Origin of the sequence: Streptomyces sp. NPDC001668 (assembly GCF_042893155.1) — a bacterium.
GTDB lineage: Bacteria > Actinomycetota > Actinomycetes > Streptomycetales > Streptomycetaceae > Streptomyces.
Genome location: NZ_JBIAUQ010000004.1, coordinates 1 through 12466, shown reverse-complemented (window position 1 = coordinate 12466; position 12466 = coordinate 1). Strand labels below are relative to the sequence as shown.

At 71.4% G+C, this 12466-nt stretch carries 11 protein-coding genes and 1 pseudogene; 2 read left to right on the top strand and 10 right to left on the bottom strand.

Features of this window, described 5'->3' with window-relative positions; genetic code table 11:
- Positions 1-147: 147 nt before the first annotated feature.
- Both ACFYZ8_RS13470 and ACFYZ8_RS13465 read right to left on the bottom strand, forming a co-directional pair.
- A complete protein-coding gene (locus ACFYZ8_RS13470) occupies positions 148-1404 on the bottom strand; it encodes an MFS transporter (protein WP_388532343.1) in 1257 nt (418 codons plus the stop codon).
- Positions 1395-1895, bottom strand: a complete 501-nt coding sequence (locus ACFYZ8_RS13465; RefSeq protein ID WP_388532341.1) for a MarR family winged helix-turn-helix transcriptional regulator — start codon at positions 1893-1895, stop codon at positions 1395-1397. The genes ACFYZ8_RS13470 and ACFYZ8_RS13465 overlap by 10 nt, the downstream gene beginning before the upstream one ends.
- Before the next feature lie 104 nt (positions 1896-1999).
- Between ACFYZ8_RS13465 and ACFYZ8_RS13460 the strand changes: the two genes are divergently transcribed.
- Positions 2000-2719, top strand: coding sequence for a MerR family transcriptional regulator (locus ACFYZ8_RS13460; RefSeq protein ID WP_359029866.1), 720 nt, complete (start codon positions 2000-2002; stop codon positions 2717-2719).
- Between the two features lie 25 nt (positions 2720-2744).
- On the opposite strand, the gene ACFYZ8_RS13455 is transcribed toward ACFYZ8_RS13460, so the two are convergent.
- The 6 genes from ACFYZ8_RS13455 to ACFYZ8_RS13430 all read right to left on the bottom strand — a co-directional run bounded on the left by ACFYZ8_RS13455 (position 2745) and on the right by ACFYZ8_RS13430 (position 10689).
- Positions 2745-4373, bottom strand: a complete 1629-nt coding sequence (locus tag ACFYZ8_RS13455) for a thiamine pyrophosphate-binding protein (RefSeq protein WP_388532339.1) — start codon at positions 4371-4373, stop codon at positions 2745-2747.
- A gap of 284 nt (positions 4374-4657) precedes the next feature.
- Positions 4658-6835 carry a 3-hydroxyacyl-CoA dehydrogenase NAD-binding domain-containing protein gene (locus ACFYZ8_RS13450; protein WP_388532338.1) on the bottom strand — a complete coding sequence of 726 codons (2178 nt, stop codon included), beginning with the start codon at positions 6833-6835 and terminating at the stop codon, positions 4658-4660.
- A gap of 42 nt (positions 6836-6877) precedes the next feature.
- Positions 6878-8092: an acetyl-CoA C-acetyltransferase gene (locus ACFYZ8_RS13445; RefSeq protein WP_388532336.1), complete on the bottom strand. Its 1215-nt coding sequence runs from the start codon at positions 8090-8092 to the stop codon at positions 6878-6880.
- A 21-nt stretch (positions 8093-8113) separates the two neighbouring features.
- Complete coding sequence (locus ACFYZ8_RS13440; RefSeq protein WP_388532335.1) at positions 8114-9256, bottom strand: acyl-CoA dehydrogenase family protein; 1143 nt, start codon at positions 9254-9256, stop codon at positions 8114-8116.
- Positions 9253-10407 (bottom strand): CaiB/BaiF CoA transferase family protein, encoded by a 1155-nt coding sequence (locus tag ACFYZ8_RS13435; RefSeq protein WP_388532333.1) that lies wholly within the window; start codon positions 10405-10407, stop codon positions 9253-9255. The genes ACFYZ8_RS13440 and ACFYZ8_RS13435 overlap by 4 nt, the downstream gene beginning before the upstream one ends.
- Before the next feature lie 108 nt (positions 10408-10515).
- The gene (locus ACFYZ8_RS13430; protein ID WP_389049808.1) at positions 10516-10689 is read right to left on the bottom strand and encodes a hypothetical protein; all 174 of its coding nucleotides are present in this window, start codon (positions 10687-10689) and stop codon (positions 10516-10518) included.
- Positions 10690-10780: 91 nt separating this feature from the next.
- Here ACFYZ8_RS13430 and ACFYZ8_RS13425 point away from each other — a divergent pair, with 91 nt between their 5' ends.
- A complete protein-coding gene (locus ACFYZ8_RS13425; RefSeq protein WP_388532331.1) occupies positions 10781-11959 on the top strand; it encodes a saccharopine dehydrogenase family protein in 1179 nt (392 codons plus the stop codon).
- A gap of 7 nt (positions 11960-11966) precedes the next feature.
- On the opposite strand, the gene mmpA is transcribed toward ACFYZ8_RS13425, so the two are convergent.
- Together mmpA and ACFYZ8_RS13415 are read right to left on the bottom strand one after the other, a co-directional pair.
- On the bottom strand, positions 11967-12125 hold the full coding sequence (gene mmpA, locus ACFYZ8_RS13420) for a morphogenic membrane protein MmpA (protein ID WP_162951986.1): 159 nt from the start codon (positions 12123-12125) through the stop codon (positions 11967-11969).
- A gap of 62 nt (positions 12126-12187) precedes the next feature.
- A pseudogene (locus ACFYZ8_RS13415) lies at positions 12188-12466 on the bottom strand (IS200/IS605 family accessory protein TnpB-related protein); the annotation flags it as partial.

The window sequence follows — 12466 nt, the reverse complement described above, 5'->3', positions numbered from 1 at the left end:
GTGCGTCGGCCCGTACCTCCTGGTGAAGGGCACAGGCCGAGGGGTCGCCTTCCCCGGAAACGACCCCGCACGCGGTGGCGGCCGTCACAGCGGGGCCCCTGTGACCACGAGAGTCGGAGCCGGTGACCGGGCGCCTCGCAGCCGGGCTCATGGGCCGGCTGCGGCTGTGTGTGGACGCGATGGTGCGGAGGAACTGCGCAGGTCCGCCGTGGTGGCGCCCACCACGGCGACGGCGCCGAGACAGAGCAGGCCACCGCTGACGAGGGCGGCTGCTCCCGAGGTGGCGTCTGCGACGAGACCGCCGCGCATGTTGCCGAGGTCGGGTCCCGCCTGCCCGACGATCTGTTCGGCCGCGCTGACGCGGCCGAGCAGATCGTGCGGGGTGTGCGTCTGGACGACGGTGCTCCGGGAGACGACGGAGACGGTGTCGGCGGCGCCGGCGATGACAAGGAAGGTCAAACCGGCCCATGGGTTGGGCGAGAGGCCGAAGAATGTGAGTGCTGCGCCCCAGGTGGCGGATCCGCCGAGCATGGTCAGACCGGGGCGGGGGAGCCGGGTGAAGGTTCCGGAGAGGAGTGACGCCGCGACGCCGCCGACGGCGATGGCGGTGAGGAACAGCCCGAGGGTGCGGGGGTCGCCTCCGAACCGTTCGGCGTTGATCAGGGGGAACAGGCTGATGGGCATGGACAGCACGGTGGTGGCCAGGTCTGTCAGCAGGGCCCCGCGGATGACGGGGGTGCGGGCCAGGAAGGCCAGACCGTCCAGTACTCCGCGCAGGCCGGGCCGCGCGGGCTCGTCCCCAGGGGCCGTCTTCGGCAGGCCGAACGCTCCGTAGAGCGCGGCGATGAAGGTCAGGGCGTCGATCAGGTAGCAGGCGCCGACTCCCGGCCCGCCCACGATGAGTCCGCCCAGTGCGGGACCGAGCAGCATGGCGCCCTGGAAGGCGATGCGTCTCAGCGCCAGGCCCGCGGCCAGTTGGTGCTTGGGCAGGAGGTGGGGAATGAAGGTGCGCGAGGCGGGGCCGCTGCCTGCGCCGAAGCAGGACTGGAGTGCCACCAGCCCCAGGACGCCGACCGCAGGTACGTGCCCGAGGAAGCCCTGCAGTGCGAAGAGGAGCGAACACGCGGCCTGTCCGCCGATCGTGAGCAGGTAGAACTTGCGGCGGTCCACGCGGTCGGCGAGCGAGCCGGCGAACAGCCCGAGCGCGACGAGGGGAATCGCCTGGGCCAGCCCGACGGCGCCCGTCCACGTGGTGCTCTTCGTCATCTGCCAGACCTGGAACATGACGGCGACGCGTGTCATCTGACTGCCGAAGCCGGACAGGGTCTCCCCGATCCACAACCGCCGGAACGGTGGTGAGGACCGTAACGGAGCCACGTCGATCAGCGTCCGTTTCAGCCCCACGCGGGATCCTCCGCCAGCTTCGCAGCGATCCTGTCGTGGAAACTCCTGCGCTCCAGCGCTCGCTCGATATCGGCGACGACCTGGGTGAGCGGGTAGGGAATCTCCGCATCCAGTTCAGCGACGGCAGCCTCGGTGGCCCGCCATTCCGCCGCCAGGCGATCCACGATGCGGCGGGCCTTGTCGGTGAGCGTCACCTTCCTGGTCCGCGCGTCGTCGCCCACGACGGTCTGGACCCAGCCGGCCGTGCGCATCGCGGCGACTTTCTGACTCAGTGCCGAATGCGTGCGCTGGACCGACTCGGCGAGTTCCGCGATGGTCATGGGCCCGCTGGCGTGAAGCCTGAGCAGCTCCATGACGTAGCTGGGCTTGAGCCCGTCGATCTGCCGCTCGGAGTAGATCTGGGCGATGTCGGCGTCCATGGACGCCTGGAGCAGACGCAGGGGGCGCCAACGGCTCTGCCGCGTCGGATCGAGTGCGTGGGGGTCAACCATGACCCGTACTGTAACAGTGCTTATATAAGTACTGTTACTTCTGGCCACCACGCGCATGACCGTTCGGGTGTCACAGCAGTGGTGAGACAGCGATACTGCTGCACATGACGACCGACCCCTCCCCCGCTGCCTCGGAGCCGACCCTCACCGTCGACGAGCTGGCCGCGCGGGCGGGGGTCACGGTGCGCACGGTCCGCTTCTACGGCACGCGAGGGCTGCTGCCGCCGCCGGTGATCGGTCCGCGCCGGGTCGGACACTACGGCCGCGAGCACCTGGCGCGACTGGCGCTGATCGAGGAGCTCCAGCACCAGGGGATGACGCTCGCGGCGATCGAGCGGTACATGCAGCAGCTTCCCGCCGACCTGAGCGCCCACGACCTCGCGATCCACCGTGCCGTGGTGGCCTCCTGGGCCCCGGACGTCGTGGAACGGGTGACGCGCGGGGAGTTGCAGCGGCGGGCGGGGCGGGCCCTCGACGACGACGACCTGGAAAGGCTCGCCGCGATGGACGTCGTACGGCCGGACGGTGACGGTTACCAGGTCGACCTGGGCCTGCTCCGGCTCGGTGTCGGACTGCTCGACGTCCCGCTGTCCCAGGAGGCGATCCTGGCCTCGCGGAAGGTGCTCATCGAGCACTCCCGGGCCGCCGCGCACGAGTTGTCGCAGCTGTTCCGGGGCGAGGTGGCCCAACGCGACGCCGAGGACGTGCGATCACTGTCCGCGCACATGGAACCCCTGGTCGTGCAGGCCCTGTTGACGACGTTTCAGCGGTCCCTGAAGGAGGAGCTGCGGGGGTGGACGTCGGAGGTGGGTGGCGCGTCCTGACGCGAGACGCGTGCGCGTGCGTCCGTTACGGCCGCAGTGGTACGTCGACGAGCAGCGGGCCGGTGAGTCGGCCCGCGCCGGAGACCAGTTCCTTCACGTGGTCGGCGCTGTCGGCCCGGATCGCGTCGACGCCGAAGAAGCGGGCGGCGTGGGTGAAGTCGAGTGGGCCCAACTCGGTGCCGGGGCAAGTGCCTTGCGCGCCCATCGCCCGGTAGGTGTCCTGGACGGTGCGGTAGACGCCGTTGTTCATCACCACGAACAGGACGGGGGTGTTCTGGCGGGCCGCGCTCCACAGTCCCTGGAGCCCGAAGAGGGTGCAGCCGTCGCCCAGGACGGCGACGACGGGGCGGTTCGGTTCAGCGAGTGACCGGCCCACGGCGGCGCCGATGCCCCAGCCGAGACCGCCGCCGACCGTGTGGGTGTAGCTGCCCGGACTCTCCAGGTGCACGTATTGGCGGAGCAGCAGGCCGACGGTGATGGCCTCCTCGACGACCACGGCGTTGGGCGGAAGGCCGCTCGCCACGGCGTGGGCGGCGGCCCGAGGAGCCAGCGGTGCCGGGGAGTAGGCGGCGCGGGCCACGGACTCGGCGCGGTCGCGTTCGCCGGCGTGCTGTTCGCCGGCGCGGAGGATGCGGGTCTTCGCGGTGTGCTCGGGTACGCGGTCGCGGAGCAGGTCCGCGAGGCGGTGCAGGGAGGGCGCGAGGGCGCCGACCAAGCCGGTGTCCGCGGGGAAGTTACGGCCGATCTCGTCCGGGTCGGAGTCGAGTTGGAGGACGGTGAGGCCGGGGGGCAGGGCGGGGCCCGGGGTGTAGTGGTGGGGGGTGAAGGCGTGGGCGCCGGCGATCAGGACGGTGTCGTAGGGGGCGAGGGCCTCCCGGATCGCGTCGTGGCGCGGGGGGAGCATGCCCGCGTACAGGGGGTGTGTGGTCGGGAAGTCGAGCGCGTCCGCCATGGGCTGGTGGTGGACGGTGGCCCCGCAGGCCTCGGCGGTGCGGACGAGAGCGGCGAGGGCGTCCTCGCGGGCCACTCCGTCGCCTGCGACGATCGCGGGGCGGGCGGCCGATCCCAGGAGTACGGCGGCCCGTTCGATACCGGGGGCCGGGCCGGGCGGGGGTGTGGGGGTGCGGGGCGGAATCTCCAGTTCCGTGTCCTCCTGGAGGAGGTCCGTGGGGACGGAGAGGAACACCGGTCCTGCGGGCGGGCGTTGGGCGAGGGCGAAGGCCCGGCGGAGGGCGAGGGGGAGGTCCCGGGCGTGCTGGATGTCGTACGTCGCCTTCACGGCGGGGGTCGCGAGGCCGATCACGTCGCCGGAGAGCATGGGGTCCTGCTGGAGGTGGCGGCGGTCCTGCTGGCCCGCGGTGACGACCAGGGGGGTGCGGGAGCGGCGGGCGTTGAGGAGGCCGATGAGGCCGTTGGCGAGGCCGGCCGCGATGTGCAGGCTGACGAAGGCGGGGCGGCGGGTGGCCCTGGCGTAGCCGTCGGCCATGGCCACGACCGAGCCCTCGTGGACGCCGAGGACGTATTCGGGGGCGTCCGCTGTCTCTGCGAGGGCTGCCAGGAAGGGGAGTTCGGTGGTGCCCGGGTTGCCGAAGACACGGTCCACGCCCTCGTCTCGGAGGATGTCCAGGAGGGCGAGGGCGGGGCGGTGACCCATGGGGGCTCCTCGGGGGCGGAGGGGGCAGCGCTGGGGCCTGGTGACCGGCTTGTGGGTCAGCGTCGGGGAGGTGGAGGGTACGGGGCAAGGGGGCGTGTCGCTCTGAAGTACGGGGCGGCGGGGAGGTTTTCGCCCCCGCCGCCCCTGCCCGTCCCATCAGCAGGGGCGCTGCCCCGTCGACCCCGGGCCTGGGGGCTGCGCCCCCAGACCCCCATCGGCCCGAAGGGCCTCGCCCTCACACGCCGGACGGGCTGAGATACCTGGACCGGCGTTCAAAACCCCCGTCACTCGTCCCCGAACCGCTCCCCCTTCTCCGCCTTCTCCACCAGCAGGGCCGGTGGTGTGAAGCGGTCCCCGTAGTGGTCGGCGAGTTCACGCGCGCGTGCCACGAAGCCCGGAAGGCCGCCCTCGTAGCCGTTGATGTACTGGAGGACACCGCCCGTCCAGCCGGGGAAGCCGATGCCGAAGATGGAGCCGATGTTGGCGTCGGCCACCGAGGTCAGGACGCCTTCCTCCAGGAGCCTGACCGTGTCCAGGGCCTCGGAGAAGAGCATGCGTTCCTGCATGTCCCTGAAGGGGATCTCCGAGCCCTCGCGCGTGAAGTGCTCGCGCAGGCCCGGCCAGAGGGCGACGCGCTTGCCGTCGTCGCCGTAGTCGTAGAAGCCGCCTCCCCCGCTGCGCCCGGTGCGGCCGAACTCGTCGACCATGCGGTCGATGACCGCCTCGGCGGGGTGGGGCGTCCAGGTGCCGCCCGACTCCTCCACCACCTGCCTGGTCTCCTTGCGGATCTTGCGCGGGAGCGTCAGCGTCAGCTCGTCCATCAGGGACAGGACCTTCGCCGGGTAGCCCGCCTGTGCCGCCGCCTGTTCGACCGACGCGGGCTCGATGCCCTCGCCGACCATCGCCACGCCCTCGTTGAGGAAGTGGCCGATCACCCGGGAGGTGAAGAAACCGCGGGAGTCGTTGACGACGATCGGCGTCTTCTTGATCTGCCGGACCAGGTCGAAGGCGCGGGCCAGTGCCTCCTCGCCCGTGCGCTCGCCCTTGATGATCTCGACCAGCGGCATCTTGTCGACCGGCGAGAAGAAGTGCAGGCCGATGAAGTCGCTCTGGCGCTCCACCCCTTCGGCGAGGGCGGTGATGGGGAGCGTCGAGGTGTTGGAGCACAGCAGCGCGTCCGGTTCGACGATGTGCTGGATCTCCTGGAAGACCTTGTGCTTGAGCGACGAGTCCTCGAAGACGGCCTCGATGACCGCGTCGCAGCCGGCGAGGTCCTGGGGGTCGGCGGTCGGGGTGATGCGGGCCAGGAGGGCTTCCGCCTTCTCCTGGGTCGTACGGCCCCTGGAGACCGCCTTCGCGCAGAGCTTCTCCGAGTACGCCTTGCCCTTGGCGGCCGCCTGTGCGGACACGTCCTTCAGGACCACGTCGATGCCCGCGCGGGCGCACGAGTACGCGATGCCCGCGCCCATCATCCCCGCACCGAGTACGGCCACCTTGCGGACCTGGCGGGGCTCGATCCCCTTGGGGCGGTTCGCGCCGGAGTTCACCGCCTGGAGGTCGAAGAAGAACGCCTGGATCATGTTCTTCGAGGTCTGACCGGCGGCCAGTTCGACGAAGTAGCGCGCCTCGATGATCTGCGCGGTCTCGAAGTCGACCTGGGCGCCTTCCACGGCGGCCGCGAGGATGTTGCGCGGGGCCGGGTAGGGCGCGCCGTTGGTCTGCTTGCGCAGGCTCGCCGGGAAGGCGGGGAGGTTGGCCGCGAACTTCGGGTTGGCGGGCGTGCCGCCGGGGATGCGGTAGCCCGGCTTGTCCCAGGGCTGCTGGGACTCGGGGTTGGCCTCGATGAACGCGCGGGCCTTGGCGAGGAGTTCGTCCTGCGTGGTGGCCACGTCGTCGACCAGGCCGTTCTGCAGGGCGCGCCGGGGGGCGTACTGCGTGCCCTGGAGCAGGACCTTCAGGAGGGCGTCGGTGATGCCGAGGAGGCGGACGGTGCGGACCACGCCGCCTCCGCCCGGCAGCAGGCCGAGCGTGACCTCGGGGCAGCCGATCTTGGAGCCGGGCGCGTCCAGGGCGATGCGGTGGTGGCAGGCCAGGGCGATCTCGTAACCGCCGCCGAGGGCCGCGCCGTTGATGGCGGCGACGACCGGCTTGCCGAGGGTCTCGATGCGGCGCAGGTTGCGCTTGATGGCGAGGCCGCCGTCGAAGAGGTCCTGCGCGGTCTCGGGGGTGACCCGGATGAGGTCGCGCAGGTCGCCGCCGGCGAAGAAGGTCTTCTTGGCGGAGGTGATGATGACACCGCGGATGGTGTCCTTCTCGGCCTCCAGGCGGTCGGTGATCACCGCGAGGGAGTCGCGGAACGCCTGGTTCATGGTGTTGGCGGACTGGTTCGGGTCGTCGATGACGAGGGTGACGACGCCGGTGCGGTCCTGTTCCCAGCGGATGGTCGTGGACTGAGTGCTCATGTGGAAGTGCTCCGTGTGATCCGTCGTATCCGTGGGAGGGGGTCAGATGCGCTCGACGATGGTGGCGATGCCCATGCCGCCGCCCACACAGAGCGTCGCGAGGCCGTACCGCTTGTCCTGGCGCTCCAGTTCGTCGATGAGGCTGCCGAGGATCATGGCGCCGGTCGCGCCGAGCGGGTGGCCGAGCGCGATCGCGCCGCCGTTGACGTTGACCTTGTCCAGGGAGAGGCCCATGTCCCTGACGAAGCGCAGGACGACGGCCGCGAAGGCCTCGTTGATCTCGACGAGGTCGATGTCGTCGATGCTCAGGCCGGCCTTGGCGAGGGCCTTGCGGGTGGCGGGCGCCGGGCCGGTGAGCATGATGGTGGGCTCGGAGCCGGAGACCGCGGCGGAGACGATCCGCGCGCGGGGGGTGAGGCCGTAGCGCTCGCCGACCTCCTTGGAGCCGATCGCGACCAGCGAGGCGCCGTCCACGATGCCGGAGGAGTTGCCCGCGTGGTGGACGTGGTCGATCTTCTCGACCCAGTGGTACTTCTGCAGGGCCACGGCGTCGAAGCCACCCAGGTCGCCGATGTCCGCGAAGGACGGCTTGAGCTTCGCGAGGGAGTCCGCGGTGGTGCCGGGGCGCAGGTGCTCGTCGTGGTCGAGGACGGTCAGACCGGCCCGGTCCTTCACCGGGACGACCGAGCGGTCGAAGCGGCCCTCCTTCCAGGCCGTCGCCGCGCGCTCCTGCGACAGAGCCGCGTACTCGTCGACGTCACGCCGGGAGAAGCCCTCGATGGTGGCGATCAGGTCGGCGCCGATGCCCTGCGGCACGAAGTTGACGGCGAGGTTGGTCATCGGGTCGTTGAACCAGGCGCCGCCGTCGGAGGCCATCGGCACCCGGGACATCGACTCGACGCCGCCCGCGAGGACCAGATCCTCCCAGCCCGAACGCACCTTGGCGGCGGCCATGTTGACGGCCTCCAGGCCCGAGGCACAGAAGCGGTTCTCCTGCACGCCCGCGACCGTGTCCGGCAGGCCCGCGGCGATCGCGGCGATGCGGGCGATGTCGGAGCCCTGGTCGCCGACCGGGCCGACGACGCCGAGCACGATGTCGTCGACGGCCGCCGGGTCCAGGTCCGGGAAGCGGGCCCGGATCTCGTGGATGAGTCCCACGACCAGGTCGATGGGCTTGGTGCCGTGCAGGGAGCCGTTCGCCTTGCCGCGGCCGCGCGGGGTGCGGATCGCGTCGTACACATACGCTTCGGTGCTCACGAGGAAGCCTTTCAATGAGGGTCAGCTCAGCAGGGAACGGCCGATGATCTCTTTCATGATCTCGGTCGTGCCGCCGTAGATGGTCTGGATCCGGCCGTCGGTGAAGGCCTTGGCGACCGGGTACTCGCTCATGTAGCCGTAGCCGCCGTGCAGTTGCAGGCAGCGGTCCGCGACCCGCTTCTGGAGCTCGGTCGCCCACCACTTGGCCATGGAGGCGTGGACGGCGTCCAGTCCCCCGTCCGAGTGGTCCTCGACGCAGCGGTCGACGAACGTCCGCGTGACGGCGCACTCGGTGGCCATCTCGGCTATCTCGAACCGGATGTGCTGCTTGGTGGCGAGCGGCCGGCCGAAGGCCTCGCGCTCCTTGACGTACTCGGTGGTGATCTCCAGGAGGTGTTCGGCGGCGGCGATCGCGGAGACGGCGATGCTCAGCCGTTCCTGGGCGAGGTTGGTCATCAGGTGTCCGAAGGCGCCGTCGCGCTCGCCGAGGAGGTTCTCCTTGGGCACGCGTACGTCGTGGAAGAACAGCTCGGCGGTGTCCTGGGCCTTCTGGCCGATCTTGTCGAGGTTGCGGCCGCGCTCGAAGCCCTCCATGCCACGCTCGACGGCCAGCAGCGACAGTCCGCGGGCCCCGCCCTCGGGGGTGGTCCTCGCGACGACGATCACCAGGTCGGCGATGATCGCGTTGGAGATGAAGGTCTTGGAGCCGTTCAGCAGCCAGTGGTCGCCCCGGTCCTGCGCGTGCGTGCGGATGCCCTGGAGGTCGGAGCCCGCGCCGGGTTCGGTCATGGCGATGGCGGTGACGAGCGAGCCGTCGCAGAAGCCGGGCAGCCAGCGGCGCTTCTGCTCCTCCGTGGCGAGGCCGGTGAGGTAGGGGCCGATGACGTCATTGTGCAGGCCGAGCGCGAGTCCGGGGGCGCCCGCGCGCGTGAACTCCTCGGCGAGGACGGTGGCGTAGCGGAAGTCGGTGGTGCCGCCGCCCCCGAACTCCTCGGGCACGGCGAGCCCGAGCAGCCCCTGCTTGCCGGCCGCCCGCCAGGCCTCGCGCGAGACGATGCCGTCCTTCTCCCACTGCGCGTAGTGCGGCAGGACCTCCCTGGCCAGGAAGGCGCGCACGGTCTCGCGGAACGCGTCGTGCTCGGGGGCGAAGAGCTGCCGCTTCATTCGGGGCCTTTCCGGGGTTCCTGGTCTTTCACGAGGTCCGGTACACCCCAGTCGCGTGCCACGTCCGCGGTGTCGGCGCCGGCCCGGGCGGGCCCGGTGCGGACGGCCGTGGGGGTGGCGGAGAAGCGGGGCGCGGGCGCGGGCTGGGTGATGCCGCCGTGGTCGGTGAAGGTGCCGCGGGCGGCGAGGTGCGGGTGGTGCGGGGCCTCGCGCAGCGACAGGACGGGCGCCACGCACGCGTCGGTGCCCGCGAAGACGGCCGCCCACTCGTCTCGCGTACGGCTTCGGAAGCGGGCCGCGACCGCCTCGCGCAGGTCGCCCCAGCGGGTCCAGTCCTTGCGGGCGTCCGCGAAGTCCGGGACGCCGAGCAGGTCGAGGAAGAGGTCGTAGAACCGCGGCTCCAGCGCGCCGACCGCCATGTACTTGCCGTCGGCGGTCTCGTAGGTGCCGTAGTACGGGCAGCCGCCGTCGAGGAGGTTGGCGCCGCGCCGGTCCTGCCAGCCGCCGGCCGCGGTCATGGCGTGGATCATCGCGGCGAGGTGGGAGGTGCCGTCGACGATGGCGGCGTCGACGACCTGGCCGGTGCCGGTCGCGCGCGCGTGGTGCAGGGCGGCGAGGACGCCGACGACGAGGTAGAGGGCACCGCCCGCGTAGTCGCCGAGGAGGTTGGCGGGGACGGCCGGGGGACGGCCCGGTTCGCCGATCATGCCGAGGGTGCCGGTGAGGGCGATGTAGGCGATGTCGTGCCCGGCGCGCTGGGCCAGCGGTCCGTCCTGGCCCCAGCCGGTCATACGGCCGTAGACGAGGGCGGGGTTGCGGGCGTGGCAGTCCTCGGGGCCGACGCCGAGGCGCTCGGCGACACCGGGGCGGTTGCCCTCGATCAGGATGTCGGCGCGGGCGGCGAGGCCGAGCACGCGCGCGGGTCCCTCGGGGGCCTTGAGATCGACGACCACCGAGCGCTTGTTGCGGTTGGTGATGTCGTGGTCGGGGTCGATCGAGAGGGCGGCGCCGCCCGGGCGGGACACCTGGACGACGTCGGCCCCGAGGTCGGCGAGGAGCATGGCGGCGAACGGGCCCGGCCCGATACCGGCCAGCTCGACCACGCGCACGCCGGTGAGCGGGCCGTGCCCGGGCGTCGTTGCCGTTGTCATCCAGCCCCCATTGGCGTGACACAACCGATGTAACACCAGTGATGCTAAGAACACGTTCCAGTGGACACAAGACCTGAACGAGCAAGCGCTTAGCCAATTATCGGCCGGTCACCGCTCGTCGAGCTCGGATATCAGCCGTTTCGGAGCGATCGCGCCGACGGTCTCGCCCCACGGCTGTATCGATGTGCGGCTCCGCCGCGTGGCTTCGGTGGCACCCGGCAGCGCGAGGGCGAACTCGCGCACTTTCTCCCACTTCTTCAGGGCGTTCCTGGGTACGGCCACCGTCCCACCTCCGGCCTCCTCGTCGGGCTCCGCACTCCTCACGCTAGCCTCGGCCACCGACAACGGCGCGTGCGACGGGATCTGGAGTGTCATGAGCAGGCTGAAGAGGGCGGACCGTCCCTACGACATCGTGCTGTTCGGAGCGACCAGTTTCGCGGGAGCGCTCACCGCGGAGTACCTCGCCGCACACGGTCCAAAGGATCTGCGCTGGGCGATCGCCGGCCGCAACGAGGACAAGCTCAGGGCGCTGCGCGAACGGCTGCCGGAGGGCACGGAGGTCGGGGTGCTCACGGCCGACGTGTCGGCCCCGGAGTCGCTGCGCGCCCTCGCCGGGCACGCGCGCCTGGTCGCCACCACCGTCGGGCCCTATCTGACGTACGGTGAGGAGCTCGTCGCCGCCTGCGCGGACGCGGGGACGGACTATCTCGACCTCTCCGGGGAGCCGGAGTTCGTGGACCTGATGTACGTCCGGCACGACGCACGCGCGCGTGAGACAGGTGCACGGCTGGTGCACGCGTGCGGGTTCGACTCGATCCCGCACGATCTCGGGGCGTACTTCACGGTCCGGCAGCTGCCGGAGGGCGTGCCGCTCACCGTCGACGGATTCGTGACCGCGGACGGCATGTTCTCCGGCGGGACGTTCGCCTCGGCCCTCAACCAGTTCGCCCGGGGCCGGCAGATGATCGCCGCCGCCCGGGACCGGGGACGGCACGAGCCGCGCCTGGTGGGCCGGCGGGCCTCCGCGCCGACCGGTACCCCGCGCTACGCCCAGGAGGTCGGCGCCTGGGCCCTGCCGCTGCCGACCATCGACGCGCAGATCGTCGGGCGCTCCGCGAAGGCCCTGGACCGCTACGGGCCCGATTTCCGCTACCGCCACTACGCGGCCGTACGGCATCTGCCCGTGGCGGTGGGCGGGGTCGCGGCCGTGGGCGCGCTGTTCGCGGCGGCCCAGGTGCCACCCGCAAGGCGCTGGCTGTCCGGCCGCGTCAGGCCGGGTGACGGGCCGAGCCCGGAGAAGCGGGCCAAGAGCTGGTTCTCGGTGCGCTTCGTCGGCGAGGGGGGCGGCCGACGGGTGTTCACCGAGGTCAGGGGCGGCGACCCCGGGTACGACGAGACGGCCAAGATGTTCGCCGAGTCGGCGCTGTCCCTGGCCTTCGACGACCTCCCGGAGACGTCCGGTCAGGTCACGACCGCGGTGGCGATGGGGGACGCGCTGATCGAGCGGCTGCGGCGGGCCGGGATCACCTTCCGCGTGGCATCGGCTCGATGAGCCCGCGTCAGAAGGACCAGCCGGCCACCGTGTAGATCATCCCCGCGATCCAGCCGAGCCCCGCGAGCACGCCGAGGACCAGCGCGGCGGTCACGGCACGCTCGACGGGCCGGTTCGGGTCGGCGAGGGGCTTGGGGGAACGCTGGGTCATGCGGTGCGTCGTCATGCGGGACAGCCTGCCGATCGCACCGGGGCACGCACATCCGTACAGATACTCAGACGACGTACTCAGTACCGTTCCCAGAGACTGAGCGGGAGTGAGTCCTGTTGCCAGGATTCGTGCTCAGCCGAACGTCCCGAACGGTGTTGGGTGTTCTGGTTGCCCGCTTTCGCTCTGCGTCCGGGCGGCACGTATCTGGTGCGTGGTCCGGGAACGGGAGGGCGGGGTCCTTCGCGCCCAGGGGCATACCGGTCGGCCTGGACGGTCCGATGCCCGTGCACATCGCTCTGGTGTGCACGGGGCGGTGTCGTCCGTCGCCGGATCGGGTGTCCCTGGGCGCGCCGTCC